This is a genomic window from Bacillus sp. AFS031507, from assembly GCF_002584635.1.
GTDB lineage: Bacteria > Bacillota > Bacilli > Bacillales > Cytobacillaceae > Neobacillus.
In genome coordinates, this window is sequence record NZ_NUOW01000003.1 from 511863 (window position 1) to 537494 (window position 25632).

27 protein-coding genes are annotated in these 25632 nt (G+C 39.5%); 24 read left to right on the forward strand and 3 right to left on the reverse strand.

Features of this window, described 5'->3' with window-relative positions:
- Positions 1-246 precede the first annotated feature (246 nt).
- Positions 247-519: a hypothetical protein gene (locus tag COE25_RS06510; protein ID WP_088088545.1), complete on the forward strand. Its 273-nt coding sequence runs from the start codon at positions 247-249 to the stop codon at positions 517-519.
- 27 nt (positions 520-546) lie between these two features.
- Here the strand turns inward: COE25_RS06510 and COE25_RS06515 are convergent, their stop codons facing one another.
- Positions 547-1428, reverse strand: a complete 882-nt coding sequence (locus tag COE25_RS06515) for a VanW family protein (protein WP_098931933.1) — start codon at positions 1426-1428, stop codon at positions 547-549.
- Positions 1429-1612: 184 nt separating this feature from the next.
- Between COE25_RS06515 and COE25_RS06520 the strand changes: the two genes are divergently transcribed.
- The 17 genes from COE25_RS06520 to COE25_RS06600 all read left to right on the forward strand — a co-directional run bounded on the left by COE25_RS06520 (position 1613) and on the right by COE25_RS06600 (position 18340).
- Entirely contained in the window at positions 1613-1810 is a 198-nt protein-coding gene (locus tag COE25_RS06520) for a hypothetical protein (RefSeq protein WP_066256390.1), read from the forward strand.
- A 231-nt stretch (positions 1811-2041) separates the two neighbouring features.
- Complete coding sequence (locus COE25_RS06525; RefSeq protein WP_098931935.1) at positions 2042-3250, forward strand: acyl-CoA dehydrogenase family protein; 1209 nt, start codon at positions 2042-2044, stop codon at positions 3248-3250.
- 28 nt (positions 3251-3278) lie between these two features.
- Positions 3279-4031 carry an SDR family NAD(P)-dependent oxidoreductase gene (locus tag COE25_RS06530; protein ID WP_088088542.1) on the forward strand — a complete coding sequence of 251 codons (753 nt, stop codon included), beginning with the start codon at positions 3279-3281 and terminating at the stop codon, positions 4029-4031.
- A 64-nt stretch (positions 4032-4095) separates the two neighbouring features.
- The gene (locus COE25_RS06535; protein ID WP_098931937.1) at positions 4096-5727 is read left to right on the forward strand and encodes a long-chain-fatty-acid--CoA ligase; all 1632 of its coding nucleotides are present in this window, start codon (positions 4096-4098) and stop codon (positions 5725-5727) included.
- A 113-nt stretch (positions 5728-5840) separates the two neighbouring features.
- Entirely contained in the window at positions 5841-6407 is a 567-nt protein-coding gene (locus tag COE25_RS06540; protein WP_088088540.1) for a TetR/AcrR family transcriptional regulator, read from the forward strand.
- 108 nt (positions 6408-6515) lie between these two features.
- Positions 6516-7592, forward strand: a complete 1077-nt coding sequence (locus tag COE25_RS06545) for a phosphotransferase family protein (protein WP_098931939.1) — start codon at positions 6516-6518, stop codon at positions 7590-7592.
- A 17-nt stretch (positions 7593-7609) separates the two neighbouring features.
- Complete coding sequence (locus COE25_RS06550; RefSeq protein WP_098931941.1) at positions 7610-8347, forward strand: 2-phosphosulfolactate phosphatase; 738 nt, start codon at positions 7610-7612, stop codon at positions 8345-8347.
- Between the two features lie 128 nt (positions 8348-8475).
- Positions 8476-9255 (forward strand): enoyl-CoA hydratase/isomerase family protein, encoded by a 780-nt coding sequence (locus COE25_RS06555; RefSeq protein WP_098931943.1) that lies wholly within the window; start codon positions 8476-8478, stop codon positions 9253-9255.
- Between the two features lie 12 nt (positions 9256-9267).
- A complete protein-coding gene (locus COE25_RS06560) occupies positions 9268-10248 on the forward strand; it encodes a quinone oxidoreductase family protein (RefSeq protein WP_098931945.1) in 981 nt (326 codons plus the stop codon).
- A gap of 179 nt (positions 10249-10427) precedes the next feature.
- Positions 10428-11129, forward strand: a complete 702-nt coding sequence (locus COE25_RS06565) for a response regulator transcription factor (protein ID WP_098931947.1) — start codon at positions 10428-10430, stop codon at positions 11127-11129.
- Positions 11119-12525 (forward strand): sensor histidine kinase, encoded by a 1407-nt coding sequence (locus tag COE25_RS06570; RefSeq protein ID WP_098931949.1) that lies wholly within the window; start codon positions 11119-11121, stop codon positions 12523-12525. The genes COE25_RS06565 and COE25_RS06570 overlap by 11 nt, the downstream gene beginning before the upstream one ends.
- Positions 12526-12691: 166 nt before the next feature.
- The gene (locus tag COE25_RS06575; protein ID WP_098931951.1) at positions 12692-14134 is read left to right on the forward strand and encodes a S1C family serine protease; all 1443 of its coding nucleotides are present in this window, start codon (positions 12692-12694) and stop codon (positions 14132-14134) included.
- 21 nt (positions 14135-14155) lie between these two features.
- A complete protein-coding gene (locus COE25_RS06580; RefSeq protein WP_257208704.1) occupies positions 14156-15043 on the forward strand; it encodes a peptidylprolyl isomerase in 888 nt (295 codons plus the stop codon).
- A 27-nt stretch (positions 15044-15070) separates the two neighbouring features.
- Positions 15071-15484, forward strand: coding sequence for a hypothetical protein (locus COE25_RS06585; RefSeq protein WP_088088532.1), 414 nt, complete (start codon positions 15071-15073; stop codon positions 15482-15484).
- A gap of 254 nt (positions 15485-15738) precedes the next feature.
- The gene (locus COE25_RS06590; protein WP_098931953.1) at positions 15739-17064 is read left to right on the forward strand and encodes a Na+/H+ antiporter NhaC family protein; all 1326 of its coding nucleotides are present in this window, start codon (positions 15739-15741) and stop codon (positions 17062-17064) included.
- Positions 17065-17187: 123 nt separating this feature from the next.
- Positions 17188-17751 (forward strand): YitT family protein, encoded by a 564-nt coding sequence (locus tag COE25_RS06595; protein ID WP_098931955.1) that lies wholly within the window; start codon positions 17188-17190, stop codon positions 17749-17751.
- 82 nt (positions 17752-17833) lie between these two features.
- The gene (locus tag COE25_RS06600; RefSeq protein ID WP_098931957.1) at positions 17834-18340 is read left to right on the forward strand and encodes a mismatch-specific DNA-glycosylase; all 507 of its coding nucleotides are present in this window, start codon (positions 17834-17836) and stop codon (positions 18338-18340) included.
- Between the two features lie 45 nt (positions 18341-18385).
- On the opposite strand, the gene shc is transcribed toward COE25_RS06600, so the two are convergent.
- Positions 18386-20251: a squalene--hopene cyclase gene (gene shc / locus COE25_RS06605; RefSeq protein ID WP_098931960.1), complete on the reverse strand. Its 1866-nt coding sequence runs from the start codon at positions 20249-20251 to the stop codon at positions 18386-18388.
- Between the two features lie 150 nt (positions 20252-20401).
- On the opposite strand from shc, the gene COE25_RS06610 reads away from it, so the two are divergent.
- The 6 genes from COE25_RS06610 to COE25_RS06635 all read left to right on the forward strand — a co-directional run bounded on the left by COE25_RS06610 (position 20402) and on the right by COE25_RS06635 (position 25199).
- Positions 20402-21463: a DUF2515 domain-containing protein gene (locus tag COE25_RS06610; RefSeq protein WP_098931962.1), complete on the forward strand. Its 1062-nt coding sequence runs from the start codon at positions 20402-20404 to the stop codon at positions 21461-21463.
- Positions 21390-21842 (forward strand): CBO0543 family protein, encoded by a 453-nt coding sequence (locus COE25_RS06615; RefSeq protein ID WP_257208705.1) that lies wholly within the window; start codon positions 21390-21392, stop codon positions 21840-21842. The genes COE25_RS06610 and COE25_RS06615 overlap by 74 nt, the downstream gene beginning before the upstream one ends.
- Before the next feature lie 243 nt (positions 21843-22085).
- Positions 22086-22526, forward strand: a complete 441-nt coding sequence (locus COE25_RS06620) for a peptidylprolyl isomerase (RefSeq protein WP_088088526.1) — start codon at positions 22086-22088, stop codon at positions 22524-22526.
- A gap of 95 nt (positions 22527-22621) precedes the next feature.
- Positions 22622-23422 (forward strand): divergent polysaccharide deacetylase family protein, encoded by an 801-nt coding sequence (locus COE25_RS06625; protein WP_098931964.1) that lies wholly within the window; start codon positions 22622-22624, stop codon positions 23420-23422.
- 146 nt (positions 23423-23568) lie between these two features.
- The gene (locus tag COE25_RS06630) at positions 23569-24321 is read left to right on the forward strand and encodes an exodeoxyribonuclease III (RefSeq protein ID WP_098931966.1); all 753 of its coding nucleotides are present in this window, start codon (positions 23569-23571) and stop codon (positions 24319-24321) included.
- A 107-nt stretch (positions 24322-24428) separates the two neighbouring features.
- A complete protein-coding gene (locus COE25_RS06635) occupies positions 24429-25199 on the forward strand; it encodes a class I SAM-dependent methyltransferase (RefSeq protein ID WP_098931968.1) in 771 nt (256 codons plus the stop codon).
- Between the two features lie 51 nt (positions 25200-25250).
- Here COE25_RS06635 and COE25_RS31390 read toward each other — a convergent pair whose 3' ends face one another.
- Positions 25251-25376 (reverse strand): hypothetical protein, encoded by a 126-nt coding sequence (locus COE25_RS31390; protein WP_257208706.1) that lies wholly within the window; start codon positions 25374-25376, stop codon positions 25251-25253.
- Positions 25377-25632: the final 256 nt, after the last annotated feature.

Genomic DNA, 25632 nt, shown 5'->3' on the forward strand with positions numbered 1-25632 from the left:
TCTTTTAGCATTTTATGATAACTATTGGAGAGTGGTTCTTTCTAAAATAGTGATCCGAAAAAACAAGTAACAATAGAAATATTATGTAAACAAATAATTGACCATTAAAACATTTATCACTCAAAGACTTACCAGCAAATAACAAATTATGTTCAGTTTCCTTCTAATATTTTAAGCGATTACGCGCAAAATAATGAAATGGAAGGGGGAGATTCCTTTCCATTTCAACATGAAGGAGTGCTATGGATGAAAAATATAAAAGTTCAGCCGTTTTTCAATATGTTTGGAAGAAAACGAAAAAGTAGAGGAGCTATGTGGGCATCTCTATTAGGCATTGGTATAAGTGCTGCTGTTTTTGGAGTGACAAAAGGAAAACGTAAGGACCTTGCACTTCCTTTTCAAAATATGGTAAAAAACTTTACACCAAAAACAAATCTTAATTTAATGGATAATCATGCGATAACAGAATTTTCGGAAGAACTTTTGATGAGTGCATTAAATAAAGATAAAAAACGGTAAAAAAAGTCCGCATATTGCGGACTTTTTTTAATATGGGGGATTAGGAATTTTCCTTGGTGAGTAGCTAATATTCTCGGAAGAATAAACTGTTATGATTAACAAATTTCCTAGTGTCCGTGCTCTGATTAATATTGGTTGGTTATAGTTATTTTTAAATTCAAAATCGGGACCATACCAACTTACTGTTGCGTCTCGTCCAGGAGGAATATAGGGAACTTTTCTGGTATGAGAAAAACGCTCCAGAATCTTGATACCAGCATTGTCAATCGCATTATAGAGAGTGGAGGAGACCTGGCAAATACCTCCGCCAATGTCTTCTGAGAACTCTCCCTTCACAATAACAGGAGCCCGCTGGTAACCTTTGGCAGCTGTTCGTTTACCTACCACTTTATTAAAAGAAAATTTTTCACCAGGAAAAACAACATGATTATTTATGGCCAATGTTGCTAACTGAATATTGTTAGACCTTTTTTTGTTGCGAGAATTAAAAGAAGTGACATAGCGCCCAATTCGCAAGCTGCGAATTTCACCAAGTAATTCACTATCCACCTTTGGATAAACAGTAAGAATAGGTAATTCCAAATTTTTCTTTCTAGAACCAAAAAAATAGGCAAAGAATTGTTCAGTAAAGGCCTGTCGATGGATTCGAGAACCTGGTCGTTCGGGTATAATCACCCCAAACTGATCTAGGCTGGCGTTTTCAGGTGCAACAGAAAATTGTTTATCCAGTTGGTCTAAAAACTGATTGAATTTTTGAGAATTTAATAATGGCAAACCAGTTTGAGTTAGAGCAAAATCTTCTCGATTCATAGTGGCCACGGTTTGACCATCCTTAGTAATAGCTAACCTATCGGGTGAATTTCCCTGTTGGACCATCAGGAAAAGTCCCAATATCAAAGTCTTAAACATAACCAGCAACCCCCCTTATAATAATATTAGTCGAACTATGCAAAATCATGTAACAACAAATAAACAGTTATCCAAATTTTTATTTTTACTGAAAAGAATGTAGAAATATAGTATATTTATAGATGATAACAATAGAATAGAAAAGTGCTAGCAGATTGTTAGCGGATAAATAGGAGTGTTTATCTTGGCTGAAAACGAAAGAATTCAATTAAACGTAAGAATTACGAAGGAAACTTCCTTGCTGTTGGACGAAATTGTTGAGTATTATCAGCAAGGATTGAAGCTGGGTAGAATTTATAAAGGAGATGTACTAACAGATATTATCGAAAAATCGCATGAAGTAATGAATAAACAGAAAAGATCATTTACTAAAAGGTTTTAATAAACCAAGGTCAGGAAATGTCTGTTGCAGGATGACGGTATTGGTTTGACTTTTCTTGACCCACTATTTTTCATAACTGGATCAGATAATTTTTTAAAATTTGTTCTATTAGACTCCCCACAATACTAAATGTTATAGAATATTTAGAAATTAATTTGAATATTTAATATTTACAGGTATAATTAAAAGTACAACATACCAACTGGTTAGTATGGGGAAGGGGTAGAAATATTGGATTTTTCATATTCTCAAAGAGTGAAAGAGTTGCAGGAAAAATTAACGGCCTTTATGGAAGCAAATGTTTATCCCAATGAGCGTATTTACGAGCAGCAACTAAATGAACAAGAAAGCCGTTGGAGTGCGGTGCCGCCGATTATGGAGGAACTGAAAGAAAAAGCAAAGGCGGAAGGGCTCTGGAACTTATTTTTACCAGAAAGTGAATTGGGTGCCGGATTAACTAATCAGGAATATGCTCCTTTATGTGAAATTATGGGAAGGTCTCTTATAGGTCCAGAAGTTTTTAACTGTAGTGCGCCTGACACGGGAAACATGGAAGTTATCGTACGCTATGGGACAGAGAAGCATAAAGAACAATGGCTAAGGCCGTTGTTAGCAGGTGAAATTCGTTCGTGTTTTTCGATGACAGAACCTGCGGTTGCTTCATCAGATGCGACTAATATCGAAGCTAGGATCGAAAGAGATGGCGATGAGTACGTTATTAATGGTCGGAAATGGTGGTCATCTGGTGCAGGTGACCCTCGTTGTAAAATTGCCATTGTAATGGGAAAAACAAATCCTTCTGTTAACCGTCATGAACAACAATCGATGATTCTCGTTCCACTTGATTCTCCAGGTGTGAAAATTGAACGGATGCTCCCTGTTTTCGGCTATGATCATGCCCCGCATGGACACGGAGAAATCACCTATGAAAATGTGCGCGTACCGGTCGAAAATATCCTTTGGGGAGAAGGGAAAGGGTTCGCAATTGCGCAAGGGAGATTAGGGCCTGGAAGAATACATCATTGTATGAGGTTAATTGGTGCAGCTGAACGAGCGCTTGAGGAATTATGTAAGCGTGTTCAGGAACGGACTGCTTTTGGAAAACTATTAGCACAGCAAGGGGTAATTGGTGAATGGATTGCAGATTCTAGGATCGAAATTGAACAGGCAAGACTGCTTACCTTAAAAGCTGCATTTATGATGGATACGGTTGGCAATAAAGAAGCAAAAGCAGAGATTGCTATGATTAAAGTGGTCGCACCATCAATGGCATTACGTGTGCTTGACCGCGCCATTCAAGCACTGGGTGCTGCAGGAGTTTCAAACGATTTTACACTTGCTGCCCAATGGGCAAACGCAAGAACATTAAGATTAGCAGATGGACCTGATGAAGTCCATCGTGCACAGGTTGCCAAGCTAGAATTGAGAAAATATCATTAGAATTTACCTTGAAGAAGGACTGAGAACTGTGAGATTACTAGGGAAAACAGCAATAATTACGGGCGGAGGGGGCGGTATTGGCCGCTCCACCGCGCTCCGCTTTGCAAAAGAAGGAGCAAGGGTTGCCGTAGCAGATATCGATTCCGCAATTGGGGAAGAAACAGTTCGTTTAATAAAAGAAGAGGGCGGTGAAGCAATATTTGTCAAAACAGATGTAACCGATTCTAAACAAATAAAGGCATTAATTAACACCACCACCAGTACATTTGGCGCTTTACATATCTTGTTCAACAATGCTGGTGTCGGTAATTCCGAAGTACGTAGTGTTGATTTATCTGAAGAGGAATGGGATTGGGTAATTGACATTAATTTAAAGGGTGTTTTCCTTGGAATAAAATACGCAGTACCTGAATTTATTAAAGCGGGAGGCGGAGCAATTATTAACACATCTAGTTTGCTCGGCTTAAAAGGACAGAAATATGTGTCTGCATACAATGCATCTAAAGCTGGGGTTGTCATGTTGACACAAAATGCATCCCTTGAATATGGGAAATACAATATCAGGGTCAATGCGATTGCACCAGGTGTAATTGACACGCCAATTATTGATCATTGGAAACAGGATGAGCGAAAATGGCCAATTATTTCACGAGCAAATGCACTAAGAAGAATTGGGACTCCAGATGAGGTTGCAAATGCGGTGTTATTTTTAGCTTCAGATGAAGCGTCTTTTATTACAGGTACAACCCTGTCTGTTGACGGAGGCGGCTTAGCATTTTAGATGCTCTATAGTAAATGGTAAAAAATCATTAGTGAGTTTATAACGCATTTTGGGAGGAAAATCGATGAGTGGTAAGAAAGCCTGGTTAGCCCATTATCCTGAAAGTATCGAAACAAATGTGACGATTCCAAATAAGCCTTTAGGACAAATTCTTCAGGAGACCACGGAAAAATATCCTGATAATAATGCTCTATCCTTTTATGGAAGGAAATTTTCTTATCAGCAATTAAACTCGCTAGTTCATAACTTTACATCTGCTTTGCAGCAAAATCAGGTTCAAAAAGGCGACCGAGTTGCGATTATGCTCCCGAACTGTCCGCAATATGTTATTTCCTACTACGGAATTCTTACGGCTGGGGCGATTGTTACCCAAGTGAATCCAATGTCAGTCGAACGAGAGCTTGAGTATATACTGAAGGACTCCGGAGCGGAAACCATTGTAGTCCTCGATGCCTTCTATCCAAGGCTGAAAAGTGTTCAAGAACTTACCAACCTAAAGAATATCATTGTTGTCAGCATCCAGCCTTCAGGACATGAATTTGCCCCGGACTTAAGCTTTGAAAGCTTCTTATCGGAAAGTAACGGAAGCGTCCTCCCGATTGAAATGGACCCTCTGCATGATGTAGCCGTCCTACAATATACTGGTGGCACAACAGGAAGATCGAAAGGTGCGATGCTGACGCACCGAAATGTTCTTGCAAACGTGATTCAGTGTTACGAGTTCTTTAAAGAAGAAATGGAAATCGGAAACGAGCGTTTTCTAACGGTCATTCCACTCTTCCATGTTTTCGGGATGAGTTCTTGTATGAACTTTTCGATTTTTACAGCTTCTGAATCGATCATGCTTCCTCGGTTTGAATTAGAGGAAGTATTAAACACGATCAAAAATGAACAGCCTACTGTTTTTCCAGGTGTCCCAACCATGTATGTAGCGATTACAAGCCATCCTCGTGCCGAAGAATACGGGATTAACAGTATTAAAACGTGTAACAGCGGAAGCGCGCCAATGCCACTTGAACTGCTCCGCAGCTTTGAAATGAAGACAAGTTCTAAAATCTTAGAAGGTTATGGGTTATCAGAAGCCTCACCGACCACCCATTGCAACCCGCCATTTTCAGTACGCAAACCTGGCAGCGTTGGGATTGGCGTCCCATCCACTGAATACAAAATAGTGGATTTAGCAACTGGGACCGAAGAAGTGCCTGTTGGTGAGCTAGGCGAGGTTATTATTAAAGGACCTCAGATTATGAAGGGATATTGGAATATGCCGGAAGAAACAGCGAACACCCTCCGTGATGGCTGGTTATACACGGGTGATATTGCGAAGGTGGACGAAGATGGATATCTATACATCGTGGATCGCAAAAAAGATTTAATCATTGCCAGTGGATTCAATGTCTATCCTCGTGATATTGAAGAAGTCCTTTACGAACATCCAGCTGTACAAGAGGCGGTCTGTATTGGAGTTCTCGATCCGTACCGAGGAGAAGATGTGAAAGCCGTCATAGTACAAAAGGCTGGCAAAACCGTAACAGAAGAAGAAATAATCCAATATTGTAAACAAAACTTGGCAGCCTATAAAGTACCGCACAATGTCGAATTCCGCGATCAACTTCCAAAAACAAATGTTGGAAAAATTCTCCGTCGTGCCTTAAGGGACGAAGTGAAAAATAAAGAAAAGCTTATAGACAGTTGAAAATGTTTCCGAAAATAGTATAGATAGTAGAAATCCTCGTTTGTGCTTATAGGGGTCTTATAGATTATGATATAATTCTCAATAGACATTTTTACAGAATGCGAGGACATAATGTGAAGGAAAAAATTACAGCACAAAGCATCCGGCTTTTTGAAAAAAAAGGATTCACCGAGACGTCAATTCAAGACGTTGTGGATTCTCTTGGTGTGACAAAGGGTACATTCTACTATTACTTTTCGAGTAAGGAAGAATTGCTGATGGATATCCACCTCGGATATATAGATGGATTACTTTTTTACCAGGAGCAGATACTAAAAGATGCTTCGAAGTCTTGTAAGGAAAAATTATTTGAGATTGTTAATATGCTTATTACAAGTATTTCCAGTCAAGGAGCGGCTGCAAAAATTTTCTTTAGAGAAATAAATAATTTAAGTTCAGAGCATATTGAATTAATTGTTCAAAAAAGAGATCAATTCCGTCTCAATATAGAAGTCCTGATTCGGACAGGAGTCGAAAAAGGTGAGTTCCGGCCCGAGTTAGATGTGCAGATTATTACAATGGGGATTCTTGGCATAACCAATTGGAGCTACCAATGGTTTAACCCCAATGGAAGGGTCTCTGACCGGGAAGTTGCAGAGATTTTTGTCGAAATGATTTTAAAGGGAATCCAAGTCAATTGAAGAAAGAATTGGGAAGAGGGTTTTTATGGAAATTACCCTCTCTTTTTTCAAAGTGAATACCAACTGGTCAGTATTGTTTGAATTTTCAGAATTGAAAGGTGGAATCTGATGCCACACCAAATGAGTAAAGATACAATCCCTGTCCGAAAAGGGGAGGAATTGAACCTTCCTGTCCTTGAAAAGTTTTTACAAGAAGACATCGAAAAATTGCCAAGTGGTCCGCTTGAAATCTTACAATTTTCTGCAGGGCATTCTAATTTAACCTATCAAATAAAAAAGGGCAGTTGGGAAGCTGTACTAAGACGCCCTCCTCTAGGACCTGTAGCACCGAAGGCTCATGATATGGAAAGGGAATTTCAAATTCTTTCAGAGTTGCATCCATTATTTTCAGTTGCTCCAAAGCCAATCCTTTTTTCTAATAATGAGTCGATCGTTGGCAGTCCCTTTTTCCTAATGGAAAGAAAGAATGGTCTTGTAATTGACACGTTTTTCCCTGATGGAGTTACAGTATCTGAAAATCACTGTCGGCACCTTTCGGAGGTAATGGTCAATAAACTTGTAGAATTGCATGCAATCGACTACAGACAGACGGGTCTTGCTGAAATCAGCAAGCCGGACGGGTTTATGGAAAGGCAGGTACATGGCTGGATTGGACGATATGAACGGGCGAAAACGGAGGAAATTGCTGTCGTTGAACTATTAAAACGATGGCTGGTAGAACAGACACCCAAAAAACACGAAGCGACGATCATACATTATGACTATAAATTCAATAATGCCATGTTTTCTGAGGATCTAACCGATATGGTTGGCCTGTTTGATTGGGAGATGACCACGGTAGGCGACCCGCTGGCAGACCTTGGGGTGGCCATGGGTTATTGGACTCAACGCGATGATTCTGAACTTTTGATTAAGGGGTTAGGTAAGGCGCCGATCACGGCTGTTCATGATGGATTTTTAACAAGGAATGAATGTATCGATCTTTATTCGAAAAAAAGCGGCCGGGATGTTTCTAACTTTAACTTTTATTTAACGTTTGCTTATTTTAAACTTGCTGTCATTGGTCAACAAATTTACTACCGCTATAAAAAAGGGCAAACCACTGATACACGATTTGCCAATTTTAATTATTTTGTAAAAAATTTAATTCTGCATGCAGCGAATGTTGCGGATGAAAGGGTTTAAAAGGGAGCTGGGTCCGAATGAATAAGATTCATCTTCTGATGAAGAAAGAAGACATCCGAGAAGAGAAAATTGCAGATGGAAATAAAATCGCGGTCGTCTTAGATATACTACTGGCAACAACCACAATTGTTTCAGCCTTAAAGGATGGCGCAAAGGAAGTCATACCAGTTTTGCATAGCAAGGAAGCAATCGAACTTGCAAATCAGTACCAACAGGATGAATGTATTCTGGCTGGAGAACTAGATGCCAAACCGCTTGACGGGTTTGTTTATCCTAGTCCAACGTTAATCAGGGAATCCATTAATGGAAAAACGTTAATTTTATCCACCACAAACGGCACTGTGGCGTTAAGAAAATCATCTTCGGCGAATAAAGTATACATTGCATCTATGCTCAATAATCCTGCTGTTGCTAGTTCTCTTCAGAAAGTTAGTGAGGATCAAACCATTCTAATTATTTGTTCCGGAAATTCCGGGGAAATGAGTTTAGAAGATTTTTATGGTGCCGGCCACTTAATAGATTGTTTATTGAAAAATAGTGAATATGAATTAACAGATGCAGCGAAAACGGCCTTATATTTCTACCGGGGTCAAAAGGATGACTACGAGATTCTGCTAGATTCTTATGTTGGAAAACTTCTAGATAAATATAATCAACATGCTGACTTAAGGGTGGCTTCATCAAAAGGGATAACTTCGATTGTACCTATATTAAAAGATGGAAAAGTCGTAGTCGAAACAATCTACTCTATATAAAGGGACACAGAGATCGATGAGGTTTTCACAAACAATTGCATTAATAACGGGGCAGGAAGCGGAATTTGCAGGGCGACAGCTTTTTGGTTTTCAAAAGATTACGAACCTAAACTGAAAGGAAGATGAATATGAGCCAAGGACATTTATTAATTGAAAAACTAGGTCCGGTGTTGTCTTTGACATTAAACCGTCCAGAAAGCCTAAATGCGTTTAGCCCCGAGATGATTTTCGGACTAAAGGATGCGCTTACTAACGCCCAAATGGATGAAGATATACAGGTGATTGTTATATCTGGAGCCGGTCGTTCCTTTAGTGCAGGCGGCGACGTAAAAACAATGGGGCAGGCAGACTCTAATCAAGTGTACGAGCATATCGGCAAGCTCAATGAGCTCATTTTATTGATGAAAGAAACCGAAAAGCCGATTATCGCCACTGTCCACGGTTTTGCCGCTGGGGCAGGGTTTAATTTGGCTCTGGCCTGTGATCTTATAGTAGCAGCGGAGGACAGTAAATTTGCCCTAAGCTTTTCACAGGTGGGTTTAATATCTGACGGGGGCGGCTCCTATTTACTTCCGAGATTAATTGGTCCGCATTTAGCGAAACAATTTTTCTTCACAGCAGAACCAATCCCTGCAGAGCGTCTTTATCAACTAGGTGTGATTAATTATTTAGTTCCAATAGAAAAGCTTCAAGAAGAAACTACGAAATTTGCCTTAAGATTGGCGCATGGTCCTGGCAAAGCGTTTGGAAAACAAAAGAAATTAATTGATCAATCGTTTACATCCACACTGGAGGAAATCCTCGAGCAGGAGCGGTTGATACAGACGTTAATGGTGCAAACAGCTGACCACAAAGAAGGAATTACCGCTTTTAAGGAAAAAAGAAAACCAGCTTTTAAAGGGAAATAGGAGATGAAAGTGATGAAAGCAGTTCGATTAAAAGAATATGGTGGACCAGAAGTATTGAATCTAGTGGATATTGAAAAACCGGTTCAAACCGGTCATGAAGTTCTAATTGAAATAAAAGCGATTGGTGTTAACTACGCGGATACTGCACGGAGGGAAGGACAATATGTCGTAAAAACGCCGCTGCCTTTCATTCCTGGTGCTGAGATTGCGGGAGTGGTTGCTGCAGTTGGAGATCAAGTCACAAAAGTTAAGCCTGGTACAAGAATTGTCACCTTAATCGAATCAGGGGGCTACGCTGAATATGCGCTAGCAGATGAGCGTTCACTGATTCCGATTCCTGAACAATTAGATTTCCAAAATGCCGTTGCCCTTCCATTGCAAGGCTTAAGTGCTTATCATATTTTAAAAACAATGGGTCGTTTAGAAAAGGGAGAAAGCGTCCTTGTGCATGCAGCTGCAGGCGGGGTAGGAACAATTGCAGTTCAGCTAGCGAAATTGTTTGGGGCAGGAAAGGTCATTGCTACAGCAAGTTCAGCTGAAAAATTGGCGTTAGCACAAGAAATGGGCGCAGACGTACTAATTAACTATACAGAGCCAGACTGGGAACAGCAGGTTCTTGAAGCCACTGGCGGCAAAGGGGTAAATGTTGCGCTTGAAATGGTGGGCGGGGATGTTTTTAATAAAACCGTCAAATGTCTCGCCACATTTGGCCGCCTTGTTGTGTTTGGCGCTGCAAGCGGTGAGCAAAGCCGCTTCTACCCGTCATCACTGATGGCTAGAAATCAATCAGTTATCGGCTTTTTCTTACCGCAGATTATGAGGAAACCAGAATTACTGCAGCCAAGCTTAGTAGAGTTACTTACATACCTCGGTGCAGGAAAATTAAAGCTGACCATTGGCGGGGTATTCCCATTAGAGGATGCAGCAAAGGTCCATACTCTGCTGCAATCGCGAAAAACACAAGGGAAATTAATTTTAGTGCCGTCATGTTAAATAAATGTATGAAAGAGGTCTTGAAGTGATTCAAGCCTCTTTTTCTGTGGAGATATTAATAAAATATGAACAAACTATTAATTAGTAGAGAACAATTGTTTTTATGGTTGATATGCTTAAAATTTGAGATAAACTAAATAAATAGAACAATATAGGTTGCATGAGGAGCTGATCTAATTTTGAGAATATTAGTGATTGAAGATAATAAAAGTGTTTGCTCAATGATCGAAATGTTTTTTGCCAAAGAAGGCATTGATGGAGAGTTTGTCAATGATGGCCTTGAGGGATATAACCGCATTAAGGAAGGGGCATGGGATGCTCTCATTATTGATTGGATGCTTCCGGGAATGGATGGAGTAACGATCTGCCGTAAAATCCGGCAAGAAAATTTTACTGTTCCAATCATTATGTTAACAGCAAAGGATAGTGAGTCAGACCAAGTGCTCGGACTTGAGATGGGAGCTGATGATTATGTGACCAAGCCATTCAGTCCGCTGACATTGATGGCGAGAATTAAGGCAGTTACACGCCGCTTCCAAACACAGGTGCCAAAAGAAAGTGACGATTTCCTACAAACTGAACACTTTAAGGTAAGTAAAAATACGAGAGAAGTGATTGTGGACGGAACACCGGTGACAAACTTAACACCGAAGGAGTTTGATTTACTTTTCTATATGGTTGAACACCCCCGTCAAGTGTTTTCAAGAGAGCAGTTACTTGAACGGGTTTGGGGCTATCAGTACTACGGTGATGAACGTACAGTTGATGTCCATATCAAACGGCTGAGGAAAAAAGTCGAAACAAGCTTACAGCCATTCTTCCATACGGTATGGGGGGTAGGGTATAAGTTTGATGAGTCAATCAAAGCGGATGAAGTTTAGATATATTTACCAACAGTTTTTTAGTCATATCAGTATCATTATTGTTGCTTTTTTGGTGTTAAGTCTTTTATTTGCCCATTATGTTGAAAATCTGGTTTATGAGAATAAAGCAAACGAGCTCATTTCTTACGGGAAGTCTATCATGTCAGAGATTGAACAAAGTCCACAAGCGACGGAGTCCATCATTAATCGATATAGCTCCGTATTAGCGACCAGAAAAATGAGCTTTAGTATGTTCGATCAATATGGAAAATTATACGCCGTTGGAAAACAGGGTCCAGCTATTGGGGGGTTATCTGACAAGGATTGGGATAAGATTTCTAAAGGGCGTACCCTTGTGGTTAATAGCGATTTTAAAAGGTTCGGTCAAGAAGGTGTTACCTTTGTTGTATTACCATATCTTGATAACGGGAACTTTATTGGCGGCATTTTATTAACCTCTCCGATTAGCGGCTCAAGTGCGATGATTCAACGTGTCAATCAGTTTATTTTGTATACCATTCTTATTGCTCTTATAGTGTCCTTTCTAATGAGTTGGTTTTTATCGAGGATTCATGTTAACCGGATTAAGCGTCTACGTGAAGCAACCTCCCTTGTCTCTGCTGGGAATTATCAAGTACACGTTTCTTCGTCCAATTTTGATGAAATTGGTGAATTAGCAAACGATTTTAATCATATGGTCGATAAAATTAATACATCGATGGAGGAAATTGAAAGTCTGGAAAATAGACGAAGGCAATTTTTGTCTGATGTTTCCCATGAAATGCGGACGCCTCTTACGACAATTAGTGGTGTAATCGAAGGTTTGAAAAATGACATGATTCCGGAAGAAGATAAAGAGCGTGGAATCAACTTAGTTAGCCAAGAAGCGAAAAGACTCATTCGCCTAGTCAATGAAAACTTGGATTATGACAAAATTCGCTCCAACCAGATTCAGTTATTTAGGGAAGACATTCAGCTCGTAGAGTTACTAGAAATTATTCAGGAACAATTAATGCCTCAAGCAGAGGATAAAAATAATCGGATAGTTATTGACGCGGCACCGGAAGTCATGGTTAATGCAGATTATGACCGTCTGATCCAAATATTAATTAATATTACCAAAAATAGCATTCAATTTACCACGAACGGGACCATTTGGCTGCGTGGAAGAACAGAGGAGAACTCAACCATTATCGAAGTAGAAGACACGGGAATTGGTATTGAACCGAATGATATCGAAAACATCTGGCGTCGTTTCTATAAAGCTGATATTTCCAGAACCAGTAACCCCTATGGTGAATTTGGGTTAGGTCTTTCAATCGTAAAGCAATTGGTTCTACTGCATAATGGAGAAATTAATGTTTTCAGTGAAGAAGGACAAGGAACAAAATTTGTGATTCGACTTCAAAAATAAGCGGGAGTATTAAGAAGCTGCGGGCTGATACCTGCAGCTTTTTTGTGCAGTTGCGATTATATTTCTTGGATATTTCCAAAAGCCGTTATAGTTTGTTAATAATTTCTTAAGATTTGTCAGTTAAAGTAAAGACAAGTTAGAAAATCCTTAAAGGAGATTGAGTGAGATGGAATTAAAAAATGAAAATGAATTCGAAAAAAATCAACCTAATTCATCTGAGATGACTGAAAATACAAAAGCTGAGGAACAAGCAGCGGATACAATCAATTTCAGCCATACCGAAGAAAATTCGCATGCTGTCGATGCGACCGTAACAGTGGAGACGAAGGATTTTGTCAATCATGGGGAACAAGAAGAACCAACCGAATTCGACCCTACCACAGAAGCGACGTTACCTCTAGAAATGGATCAAACGCGCACGACTAGCCAAGTGGATCAAAAGTATAAGAAAAAACGGAATGTAAGAGGATTTGCCTCCACACTTGCCGCTGGGGTAATTGGGTCTGTATTGACATTAGCGATTCTGCCACATACAGACTACATAAAAAATCATTTTCCGAAGGTGGAGAATCAAGGGGCAATAAGTTCACAACAAGGAACATCTGTCAAAGCAGTGGTGGCTCAGCCAACAGCCGCATCTTCTAATTCGATTGCGGATACGGTTGAAAAGGTATCAAAAGCCATTGTAGGGATCGTTAATTATCAACAACAAGAGAATAATTTATATGGAAACCCTAACTCATCACAAAGTGTGGAAAGCGGATCTGGCTCGGGAGTTATTTTTCAAAAAAATAATGGCACGGCGTATATTGTCACCAATAACCACGTAGTAGAAGGGGCCTCGAAACTTGAAGTATCTTTGTTTGACGGTGAAAAGGCGACCGCAGAAGTTGTTGGCACAGATGCCTTAACGGATCTTGCGGTCTTAAAAATTGACGCTAAATACGTGACGGCAACTGCTGATTTTGGTAATTCATCCACACTCCGCCCTGGCGACCAAGTTTATGCGATTGGAAACCCGCTCGGACTCGATCTCTCAAGGACAGTCACGCAAGGTATAGTCAGTGCAACGAACCGAAGCATTGCTATCACAACATCAGCAGGAAATTGGGACACCAATGTCATTCAAACAGATGCAGCGATCAATCCAGGGAACAGTGGTGGTGCGTTAATTAACCCACAAGGGCAAGTGATTGGGATCAATAGTTTGAAAATTTCTGAGAGTGGTGTAGAAGGATTAGGCTTTGCGATTCCTAGTAATGACCTCATTCCAATTGTGAATCAATTAATTAAAAGCGGTAAAATTGACCGTCCATATCTTGGGGTAGGACTTGCAGATCTTGATCAAGTGCCACAAATGTACTGGCAAAACATGCCGAATAACACAACAAAAGGTGTTATGCTGACAAACATTGAGCCTAATTCAGCAGCTGCAAAAGCTGGGCTTCAAGTAAAGGATATTATTGTCTCTATGAATGGAACGGAGATTTCCAGTTCTTCAGATTTAAGAAAATATTTATATACAAAAGTTAGCAAAGGCGCTGAAATAAAATTTGGTGTTTACCGCGACGGAAAACAAATGACGATAATTGTAAAACTGTCGGAATAAGGGGAGGGAGTAGCTAGAAAAATGTCCTTATTAATGCAAAATAAAAAGACTTTTCTGGTCATACTAGTGTTATTAATTACGAAGGGTATCTCGCTAAGTTTCGCCCTAAAGAAGGATGAGACGGTCGCAAAGTTTAATGGTGAAGCAATTAGCAAAGACGATCTTTATAGTGAAATGGTCGAACAGTATGGTGCTGCTACAGTTGATAAAATAATTGGCGATAAAATTGTGGCTGCTGAGGCTAAAAAACAAAAAGTAAATATTACTAACAGTATCCTGAATAAAGAGGTTGAAAAACTGAAAGCCTCTTATGGCGGCGAAGAAGCATTTAAACAGGCGCTTGAAAGCAACAATACTACTTTGGCCTTTCTTAAACAAGATCTAAAAAATTATTTGACCATCAAACAATTACTGGAGCCTCAAATAGAAATTACCGAGGAGGAAATGAAAACCTATTTTGATGAAAATAAGGATTCGTTTGCCGAAGCAGAGCAAATTAAAGCAAGTCATATTCTGGTTGCCGATGAAAAAACGGCTAATGAGGTCAAACAAAAGCTCAACGATGGCGGGGATTTTGCGGAGTTAGCCAAAAATTATTCCACTGACGATAGCACGAAGGATTCAGGCGGTGACCTTGGATATTCTGCCAAAGGGACAATGGTCACTGAATTTGAAGATGTGGCCTTTGGACTGGCAGTGGACCAAGTAAGTAAGCCAGTAAAGACTGAATATGGCTATCATATTATTAAAGTGGAGGCTAAAAAGAAGGCAAAAGAAGCAAATTATAATGACAGTAAGGAAGAAATTAAAGAGACTTTAGTTGATCAGAAAATCGATTCTGAGTACTCAACCTGGCTAGAGAACAAGAAGAAGAGCTATGATATTGAAAATACATTAGAAGAAGTTTAACCCTACGATCAAGAGGTGAATAGCAAGATGAATCGGGTCGGGAAATATGCAGCAAACGATACAGTGGATGATCTTGAGTTGATGAATATGGTCTTTGAACTCCCTGAAAAGGATAAAATGATTATGTGGTCTGAAGGCTATATTGATCTTGTGATTGAGAAATTACCTGAATATGCCCGAGATGTTTTGGAGAATCGCAAAGAAAAGTGGGAGGATACGAAAGCATATTACCAAATGAAGATTGAAGATATTATTAACCAGGAAGAGTTTAAATTGAAACAAATGGGCGAACGGAAGGAGTTCGCCCTTTTCGTCATGAAGCGATATCCAGAATATCAATCGTTACTTTTTTTAATCTATGATGGGAATCTAAAGGAGGATGATTTTAGAAAGTTTGTCTACCGAAAAAGGCTCGGTTCACGTAAAAAGTACCTTCATTAAGCGGGTTGGCGAGATAAAGTGACAAGTTGGCGGAATGATCGTCAGGTCGTTTGACCAAGTAATAAAACAACCCTGCGGTTTCCGCTAATTCTTGTTATTCGTAAAATCTATATCACCAACTTACTTTTAGCTTTGCGTAACAATGGAGCCGTCTATTTGCGGCTTCTTTTTATTTTGGTGGCAAGCTATTGCTTTTCGGAAGGGGCATTTTTCCTTATAATAAGAGATGTTTCTTAATTAAAGGGTGGGTTCGTATGGATATTAATTTTTCTTTAAAGCAAGTGTTGCTCCTTCTAATCGTTACTTTGACAGGGGTGGTTTGGTCAGTTATCTTTCATCACCCACTTGTGGCAGGTTTTTTTCCAGGCTACCTCATGCTTGTTTGGTTAGCAAAGAAAAAAGATATATCGATAAAACAAATACTACATATTAGTATTTTGGGTGTGAATAAAACGAGAATTGTCATCTTAATTCTTTTCTTGGTTAGTTTCTTGCTGCCATCTTGGTACTTATCAGGTACCATTCAGCAAATGGTGAAAATCGCCTTGCATTTTATCATACCAAATCATTTTTTTGTCTTATCGTTTCTTTGCGCAATGGTATTCTCGATGCTACTTGGAACGACTGTTGGGACATTGAGTGCGATTGGTATACCTATTATTGGGACGGCAATCGTTCTTCACCTTCCTGTTGAAATGGTAGCTGGCGCATTGGTTTCAGGAGCGTTTGTAGGCGATCGGACCTCGCCGTTTTCAAGTGCCCATCAACTTTTGTCACATACGGTTGAATTGCCGGTGAAAAGACAATGGAATGCGATGCTTGTCACCACGCTTTTGGCTATTATTTTATGCTTTTGCTTTTATGGAATGGCTGACTATCTGATCTCTGAAACAACTGCTTCAAATTCCCAACCACTAAGTTTGCATGAAATTTCAGTGATTAAATTAATCCCGCCAATCATCTTAATCGTATTTGTCCTTTTACAGTTTAGTATCATTTATGCTTTCTTAACTAGTATTCTATCAGCTTCGGTGATTGCATTATTCGGTGGAATTTCATATACAAAACTCGTTTTTTCTTTGTGGGGTGGCATTGATGGGCTTGGGGGAGGATTCCTTCATATGTATGAATTGCTCCTATTTTTAGCCTTGGCAGGGGCATATAACGGCCTTTTAGAAGAAATGAATGTCATTCAGCCTTATTTAGATAAATGGTTACAATCATCTCGATCTCTGACTGGTGACACCCTTAAAACGCTTTTGGCGACATTTTTGATCACTTTAATAGCAGCAAATCAAACCCTGCCCATTATTCTAACAGGGAGATCCTTCCTTCCTCATTGGTCTAGTAACTATGGAAAAGAAGAGCTAGCTAGAGTGATGGGGGATTCGACGATGCTGTTTCCGGGGATGGTCCCGTGGAGTGTTCTCGCCATCATGTGCAGCACGATCGTTGGTATACCGATCATGGATTATCTGCCATTTGCGCTATTTTTATGGATTTTACCCATTTTAACGATATTAGTTTCCTTAGTAAAACAAGCCCGAAAATCCAAACCAAATCGAACAGCGATTGCTTAAAAAACGGAGTCTTTTGCGTCTCCGTAATTTCGGTTTTTTTGGGTTAAAAGAGAATCCCTTTGAATGAAGTACCACTATCTTTCATATTAGTGGTAGTAAAGAACTTGGACAAGGGATGATCACATGCTGAAAAAATTGGCTATAATCGGATTTGGGAGCACCATGATTGGGATTGGCATTAACGGGTTTATTCTTCCTTTGCATTTAATTAATGGAGGATTTTTAGGTATTAGCCTGTTGTTAAAATACATATGGGGTTTTAAAACCGGAATCACGTTTATCTTTCTTAATATCCCCGTTTATATGTTCGCCTTTAAATCTGACCCCATTTATTTTATCAATGGTGTAATAGGAGCACTTTGTACCGGTCTTATGATTGAATTATTCATGCCTTTAAATGGAATATTTCATCTACCCATCCTTAGTAGTGTTATTGTAGGAGCATTGATTATTGGGAGTGGGGTTGGGGTAATGCTAAGAAATCATATTAGTCCAGGGGGTATGGACCTGCTAGCACTGATCATTGCCAAATGGTCAAAAGTGAATGTTGGCGTCATTATGTTTGCGATGGATGCCGTTATCATTATTACCGGCCTCTTTCTCCTTCAGGATGTGAAACTTTTTTATTCGCTGATTATCGTAGCGATTGTTGGACTACTAGCAAGTCTGATTACCACTATTTATTGAGTGGAACTAAATAAAGTAAATATTACATAACGTTGGAACAATTGGTAAATCTAAGAAGGCTAGGTAAATAAGGAGATTTATTATGAAACCCATCAGTGATCATCTCAAGGGAAATTTAAAGGTTTTATTTGTTGGCTTTAATCCAAGCATTCGCTCAAGTGAACTGGGGCATCATTATGCTAATCCCAACAATCGTTTTTGGAGGATCTTGTATGAAGCGGGGATAACGCCGAGGAAATATGAAGCAACTGAAGATGCGAAACTTTTAGATTTAGGATATGGGTTTACAAATATCGTTCAAAGGCCGACAAAGGCAGCGGATGAAATTACGAAAGAGGAGTACGTGGAGGGAAGAAAAATCTTAAAGAAAAAGGTCGAACAGTTAATGCCGCAGGTAGTTTGCTTTGTTGGAAAGGGAGTTTACCAGCAATACAGTGGTTTAAAAGTGATTCAGTGGGGGAAGCAACCCAACGGATTTGTACCTGGAGTGGTTGATTTCGTTGCTCCTTCTTCTAGTGGTCTGGTTCGAATGAAAATGGAGGAAATTGTTGATATCTATAAAGGGCTTGTCCCGTTCCTAACACAATAAAACATCGACGGAAATTAAACTAATGCCATCGATGTTTTGTTCTTTTTACAACTCGAATTTTTTATGATAATGTGACAAAGCCATGAGAGGGAAAATGTAGCGATAGCTGTGATAGTGAATGTAAAAACCACCGGCCATCCCTTGACCTTTTGGATAATTAGTGGTCCAATCTTGTTTTTCAAGTGACGTTAATAAATAGGAAATCCCCTTTCGAATCTGTGTGGTTGGTTTTTCTGAAGTGGTTAGCAGGGTATCGAGTGCCCAAGCTGTGTGCGTTAAGGTACTTGCTCGTAATGGCACATATGCTTTTTCGCTATCACTATGGCATGACTCTCCCCAGCCGCCATCCTCATTTTGAATCTCTTGTATCCAATTCACTGCCTTTTGGATTGCTGTATGACTAGTAGGGACCCCTGCGGCTAATAAACCAGTTATTGCTCCCCAAGTTCCGTATAAATAACAAATCCCCCATCTTCCATACCAAGAACCATCCTTCAGTTGATTTTTCAAAAGCCAGTTGACCCCTTTATTGATCGCTTTGTGGTCTCTTGATAAATTCGTGTAATTCCCCAAAAATTCTAAGGTTCGCCCTGTGATGTCTGCACAAGAAGGATCTGTTAGTAAAAATTCGCCCTTTTCAAGTGGGAGGAATTCGAATAATTTTGTATCGATGTTCTTTTCAAACGCTGCCCAGCCTCCATCGTCATTTTGCATGGATAAAAGCCAATCCAGACCTCGGTCCCAAGCATGTCTTTCATGCAGAACATTTCTTGAAATAGCTCGGAGCGAGGCAGTTGTATCATCGACATCCGGATTCATCGTATTTACATCGGAAAACCCCCAGCCGCCGGGCATTGTCTTTGGATTATGAATTACCCAATCCCCGAATTTATGATGCTGATGGTGTAACAGGTAACGATTGGCCTTCGTGACCATTGGATCGTCTGCTAAAACACCAGCTGACTGGAGGGCATAACCAATCAATGAAGTATTCCAGACATTCGCTGTTGTGTACTGCATATGGGGGCTCCCGTTGATATCGCATTTCATTGCAATCAAACCTTTCACGGCCTTTGATATCACCGGATCCGTTTTCTTATATCCTAGGGAGAGTAGGGCAAAAATCATTAAAAAGGTACTACTGTAGTAACTGTAAAAGGTGCCATCTGGTTCAAGGTGGTCCAACATATATTTTTTGGCCCGTTCTATCGCCAGCTGATGGAGCTGCTCGGGTAGACCCATTAATCTTTTAACTCCCTCCTCGATAAATGACATCAATGAACGATATTCAGCAGATCGAAACCAAGGTTTTTCCTGATTAGGGTGTAGATGTAGTTCTGAAAGATTAGGGCTTTTCTTTGTCTTAATAAAAAACTTTTTGTCGGCGAGAAGAATAATCGGAGTAAGATTGGCTCTGCCAAAGACAGAAAAGGAATAGAAATTAATCGGAAAGTAGTGTGGCAAGAGTAAGAATTCAACCCGAAGAGGAGAAAAATCTGGCCATATATATTGACCGGTTAAAGAAAGCATCACTTTTGTAAAGATACTAACTTCCTCTAAGCCGCCTTTGGAGACAATAAATCTTTTCGCAGCCCGCAATCGTTTGTCATCCTTCTTAACATACCCCGAATATAACAAGGCGTAATAAGCTTCCACGGTCGTGCTGAGGTTCCCTTCGCCTTCATCATAATAAAGCTTCCATACTCCATTTGCACACTGTTTACTAAAGATCCTCGAAACCAAGCCTTGAATTAATTCTTCATCATTTAATTCCAATGTCCGCAATAAAATGATCATATAGGCATCTGTTGACTGTCCTGTTTCAAAGGGGTAATTCCAAGATCCATCGGGAGATTGGTCTTTCCGAAGCTTCTTAATAATCCAATCGATGCCTTTTTTTGTATTGCTCATAAGTAAGTACTCATTCCTCTCCCAGAAAATTATTCTCATTCATACATATTCCATAGGTGGAAGGAGAATACGCAAAGGAGGTAATGTGCCATATTTTTTAAGAGAAATCGCGAGAAGTCACCACTTGAATATATAAGGGAAGAATTAAAAATGAAGGGAAAACAATCAAGTTTGCCCCCAAAAATAACGAGTGGGGAAGCGAGCCTTTTAGAACAAATAAAGACTGAGACAAAGGAGCATAACTTAAATAATGTCACTAGAACGAAGGCATACCTTGACTTTTACCTTCACTTCCCTGAAATCCATTGGGCATTTCTCGGGCATATGGTCTCCCGGAATGGGGGCTGGAATATGACCGACCTGAAAGGAGAATTTCTCACTCGTTTACTCTCGAAAAAAGAAAGAGAAACTTTTTTTGCTTTTTTAGAGCGTGGGAATTGGCTCATTTTCCAAGACGTCTATCCGCAATTTTTGTTGTATAGGGAAAGCTTAAAGCAACATAAACCGTTATTTCATTTAAGTTCTTATCTAAATATTTCTACCTTTATGGAAACGATTTGGAATCACTTTTGGCTTCATCAAGAAACCTATATTCTTGCCATTGCGTTGATAATAAATGAACAGAGTTATTTGGAAAAAAGAGTGGTTCAGAATCCACTTTTTCAAAAAGGAGTGTTAAGTAAATTTGAATTTATTCTCCAGGACTTGCTTTCTTTTAACCATATCCTCTTTCCCTATGGAAAAAGAAACCTTGCTGGGCAAACACTTCATCAGTTTGAGTCATTGAATGAACGAATTTTACTTGGAAAAAGATTATATGATGTCCTTTTTAAAAAAAAGGAGCGTTTAAAACTAGTCTTGGAATGGGCTAAAACCCATCCTCATTCAGGCTCCAGAAAGGATTACTGGCCGCATATTTTTAATAGCATCAACGAGGGAATACCTGGCTTTGCCTATCAAACCCGCTTAAAGGCCTGTCAGCTCCGGCCGCGAGCAAGGAAAATTTATAGTCCAGCCCTTGAATACGCTTGGAAGAATGTAAGTCAAACGGATGCTGAAAAAGGGGACTGGTTTGAAGATGAACGTGTTGTGGATTATTTAATGGATGACAATGAAAAAATTGACGGGGAGATTAAAAATGAATACTGTAAAACACTTGAACGACTCGAGCTCGCTGCCATCGCCAAAAAAGCCATATCGATTTTGGACTAACCCATCTCTTGCAGCAGTATTTTTGGCTTCCTTGCTCGCTACGTATTTAGATCTTTTTTTCGTTGGGAAACACATATATCGGTTCCCCTTGAGGCCGATGCCAACTATTTTCTCCATTAATATTGTATTTACACTCGTGGTGCTCCCGGTGTTGGTTTTCGCCTTTCTTCGGGTTATGGACCAAGTGAATAAATGGGGAAAACTAGGCCTGATCGTCTTTATTAGTCTTTTGATGCCCATTCTTGAAAAATTAACGGAAGTGTTTGGCTGGTTTGAACACTCTGAGAACTGGTCACATCTCTATACGTTCTTTGGTTACCTGTTATTTTTAACGATTATTTATTTTTTCTACACTTGGATGGCTATACGAAAAGGCTAACATACAAAAAGCCGAGACTTTCGTCTCGGCTTTCGTGATGCAACAGATTGTTACACCTTGCCCCTTCCGTCCGTACAGTGGTTAAGTGTCCCGCAACAAGCGAATGTTCGGAAGGGGTACTATTATATTACCACAACCATAGGAGAAATATTACTGAAAGGAAGAAATTTGGTGTTTCAAACTTTCATTTCTTTTTTGAAAAGTGTATGATAAAAATGATTTTTACATAAAGGAGTGTTTTCAATGGCGAAAAAAGGTCATTTTTTGATGGAAAACGGAGAAAAAATTGAATTTGATTTATATCCAGAAGCAGCACCAGGGACAGTTGAGAATTTTGAATCATTGGTTAACAAAGGATTTTACAATGGATTAACATTCCACCGAGTTATTCCTGGATTTGTAAGTCAAGGAGGCTGTCCTGAAGGTCGTGGAACTGGTGGACCTGGTTACACAATTAAATGTGAAACAGAAGGGAATCCTCACAAACATGTACCTGGTGCATTATCCATGGCACATGCAGGCAAAAACACTGGAGGAAGCCAATTCTTTATCGTTCATGAATCACAGCCACATCTAAACGGTGTTCATACCGTGTTTGGACAAGTGACTTCTGGGCTTGAAACTGCAAAATCCATGCGCAATGGTGATAAAATGGTAGAAGTAAAGGTATATGATCAAGAATAGATAACTCAGGAGGGCTCTTGCAGCTCTCTTTTTTTTGTCTAATTTATAATCACTTAGGGCAAATTAACCTCTAAGATCAAAGTTGGGGGTCATTTATGAAAAAGTTTATTTATATGCTTATTCCATTCATGGTATTTTCATTTCAACAACCGACATCGGCCGAAAAAAATGAACCCAAAGAACTAAAGGCTGCGATTATCATTGATGATTTCGGCGGTGGAACAGGTGGAGTGCGTGACTTCCTTGAAGGAGAAATTCCGATTACTGCTGCAGTCATGCCGTTTACAGAAAACTCGACAGAACATGCGGAATGGGCCCATAAAAATGGCATCGAAGTAATGATTCATTTATCCATGGAACCGAAAAGAGGTAAAAGATCTTGGCTTGGGCCAAGACCAATTACGAATGACCTTTCACCAGCCGAAGTAAGACAAATTGTAGAGGACGCGATAAAAGATGTTCCGTATGCTGTAGGCATCAATAACCATATGGGCTCACTTGCGGTGGAAAATAAAGAAATAGTTCGTGCAATTGTTGAGGTCGCTAAGGAAAGAAGATTATTTATTATCGATAGTGCCACTAGTCCAAATACGAAATTTCCCGAAATAGCCAAAGAGCTGGGTGTACCCATCCTTAAAAGAGATGTATTTCTAGACGACATATCCTCCTCAGTGCATGTTCGAAAACAAATGATTAGACTAGCGAAGGTAACTGAAATAAAAGGTACAGGTATTGCTATTGGGCATGTAGGTATAACCGGAAAAGTATGTTCGATTGGTGTCTTTCAGTCGGTGGACGAATTTAATAAACGAAAAATAAAAATAGTCTCTGTTTCCAAGCTGTTTTCCGGCAAATTACCTGAAAAGTATTTTATACCATATAAAAAAGGCAGCTGAGTGAAGTGACCCCGCATAAGTCGGACTAATAATCCACCTTATGAGGGGTTTTTCAAATTTCTTTCCCAAATCCTCCTTAACTGATAAAATGTCTCCTATCAAACACTAATAAATAACCAGTTAGCAAGGGAGAAGGAATCGTTAACATGAAACTAGTATCTTGGAATGTCAATGGCCTTAGGGCATGCGTTAAAAAAGGTTTTTTGGATTATTTTAATGAAGTGGATGCAGACATTTTTTGTGTGCAGGAAACAAAGCTGCAAGAAGGGCAAATTAGTCTTGAATTGGCTGGGTATCACCAATATTGGAATTATGCAATCAAGAAAGGCTACTCCGGTACAGCGGTGTTTACTAAGAACAAACCGCTTTCTGTTCGATATGGGGTAGGAGCTGATGAGACTGAAGGGGAAGGAAGAATTCTTACATTAGAGTTTGACGATTTTTTCTTAGTTAATGTCTATACCCCTAATTCACAAAGAGATTTAGCGAGAATCAACTATCGTTTGGACTGGGAGGATCGTATTCTTCAGCACTTGAAAGAATTAGATGAACTGAAACCCGTCGTCTTATGCGGGGATTTGAATGTCGCCCATCAGGAAATTGACCTGCGAAATCCAAAATCCAATCAGGGGAATTCCGGGTTTACGGAAGAAGAACGGGGGAAAATGACCTCTCTACTTGCTGAAGGCTTTGTTGACAGCTACCGTCATTTTAATCCGGAGCAGGAAGGTGCTTATACGTGGTGGTCCTACATGGCAAAAGTCAGGGAAAAAAATATTGGCTGGCGGATTGATTACTTTATTGTTTCCAAAAGATTGCGGGAACGCCTTAAGAATGTGGATATTCATTGCAATGTGATGGGGAGTGACCACTGCCCGGTAATTCTTGAAATGGATTGATAAATTCAATTAGTTTTTCTTATTGTAAAACATAAAATACCTGTCATTTTCTATATAAAGTAACTGCATTATAGTAATTATATAGAAGTCACGGAGGGGGAAATGACATGGATATCAAAAAGGATGTACAACAACAGTTTGGAAAAAGTGCAGATTCCTATGTTAGTAGTACAATCCACAAAGATGGCAATGACTTACAAAAGCTTTTAGAAATGGCGATGACGACCGGTGAAGAAGAATTATTGGATGTTGCCACGGGCGGCGGTCATACTGCCAATGCTTTTGCATCTTGTGTAAAAAAAGTAACGGCAGTAGATTTGACACCAGAAATGTTAGCCGCAGCTCAAAATTATATCATAGATAATGGACATCAAAATGTAGAGTTTATAATAGGGGATGCAGAAGTTCTTCCCTTTTCTGAGGGAGTATTTGATATTGTAACTTGCCGAATTGCTCCACATCATTTTCCAAATGTAAATAAGTTTGTGGATGAAGTCCACCGCGTTCTCAAGCCATCAGGTCAGTTTTTACTTGATGATAATGTCGTTCCAGAAGAAGAGGAATATGATCTATTTTATAATACCATCGAAAAATGGCGGGATTACAGTCATTTCCGGGCTTGGAAGAAGAGTGAATGGCTCCGGATGCTTGAAATTTCCGGTTTTGAAATTTTTGAATGGCATCGCTTTGAAAAAACCTTTCATTACGAACCATGGTGTAATCGCATGAACTTACCTGAAGATGAAAAGGATAAATTAACTCAATTCATTCTTAGTGCATCCCCAAAAGTAAAAGAGAAATTTAAAATTATCATAAAAGATAATCAAATTATCTCTTTCGTCGGGGAAGCCGTCATTTTAAGAGCAATAAAAAGGTAAAAAACCCTTTGCATAAAGAGAATATTTCTCCTTTTGCAAAGGGTTTTCGAATTAAACATCGTTAAGTGCGGTTCCAATCACATCAAATTCAGGCAATTTCTCATCCAAAACCGATTGATTTTGCTCTTGTTCCACAGGAGTAACCAATCCACTTTCATCGTCTTTTTTCATACTCAATTTATAGTCATCTCCTTTATGATAAGAACGGAATACTAAAGTATTTTTTCCTATTAATTCTTATCTAAACCTATTTAATAATCTTTTCTGATTTTCCCATTACAAAGTGCTATTTAATTAATAGGCTATGTTAAAGTGGCTATGTTAAAGATCATTGTTGATTTTGGCACATGTTGATTGCAGCGGAAGGCGCGAAGTCTCCTGCGGGAGGACGGGGCAGGGGAGACCCCGCAGGCGCTTAGCGCCGAGGAGGCTC

Coding starts and splice junctions, on each gene's coding strand:
- COE25_RS06510 (WP_088088545.1), top strand. CDS start 247: ATGAAAAATATAAAAGTTCAGCCGTTTTTCAATATGTTTGGAAGAAAA.
- COE25_RS06515 (WP_098931933.1), bottom strand. CDS start 1,428: ATGTTTAAGACTTTGATATTGGGACTTTTCCTGATGGTCCAACAGGGA.
- COE25_RS06535 (WP_098931937.1), top strand. CDS start 4,096: ATGAGTGGTAAGAAAGCCTGGTTAGCCCATTATCCTGAAAGTATCGAA.
- COE25_RS06545 (WP_098931939.1), top strand. CDS start 6,516: ATGCCACACCAAATGAGTAAAGATACAATCCCTGTCCGAAAAGGGGAG.
- COE25_RS06550 (WP_098931941.1), top strand. CDS start 7,610: ATGAATAAGATTCATCTTCTGATGAAGAAAGAAGACATCCGAGAAGAG.
- COE25_RS06555 (WP_098931943.1), top strand. CDS start 8,476: ATGAGCCAAGGACATTTATTAATTGAAAAACTAGGTCCGGTGTTGTCT.
- COE25_RS06560 (WP_098931945.1), top strand. CDS start 9,268: ATGAAAGCAGTTCGATTAAAAGAATATGGTGGACCAGAAGTATTGAAT.
- COE25_RS06570 (WP_098931949.1), top strand. CDS start 11,119: ATGAAGTTTAGATATATTTACCAACAGTTTTTTAGTCATATCAGTATC.
- COE25_RS06575 (WP_098931951.1), top strand. CDS start 12,692: ATGGAATTAAAAAATGAAAATGAATTCGAAAAAAATCAACCTAATTCA.
- COE25_RS06580 (WP_257208704.1), top strand. CDS start 14,156: ATGTCCTTATTAATGCAAAATAAAAAGACTTTTCTGGTCATACTAGTG.
- COE25_RS06585 (WP_088088532.1), top strand. CDS start 15,071: ATGAATCGGGTCGGGAAATATGCAGCAAACGATACAGTGGATGATCTT.
- COE25_RS06590 (WP_098931953.1), top strand. CDS start 15,739: ATGGATATTAATTTTTCTTTAAAGCAAGTGTTGCTCCTTCTAATCGTT.
- COE25_RS06595 (WP_098931955.1), top strand. CDS start 17,188: ATGCTGAAAAAATTGGCTATAATCGGATTTGGGAGCACCATGATTGGG.
- COE25_RS06600 (WP_098931957.1), top strand. CDS start 17,834: ATGAAACCCATCAGTGATCATCTCAAGGGAAATTTAAAGGTTTTATTT.
- shc (WP_098931960.1), bottom strand. CDS start 20,251: ATGAGCAATACAAAAAAAGGCATCGATTGGATTATTAAGAAGCTTCGG.
- COE25_RS06610 (WP_098931962.1), top strand. CDS start 20,402: ATGAAGGGAAAACAATCAAGTTTGCCCCCAAAAATAACGAGTGGGGAA.
- COE25_RS06615 (WP_257208705.1), top strand. CDS start 21,390: ATGAATACTGTAAAACACTTGAACGACTCGAGCTCGCTGCCATCGCCA.
- COE25_RS06620 (WP_088088526.1), top strand. CDS start 22,086: ATGGCGAAAAAAGGTCATTTTTTGATGGAAAACGGAGAAAAAATTGAA.
- COE25_RS06625 (WP_098931964.1), top strand. CDS start 22,622: ATGAAAAAGTTTATTTATATGCTTATTCCATTCATGGTATTTTCATTT.
- COE25_RS06630 (WP_098931966.1), top strand. CDS start 23,569: ATGAAACTAGTATCTTGGAATGTCAATGGCCTTAGGGCATGCGTTAAA.
- COE25_RS06635 (WP_098931968.1), top strand. CDS start 24,429: ATGGATATCAAAAAGGATGTACAACAACAGTTTGGAAAAAGTGCAGAT.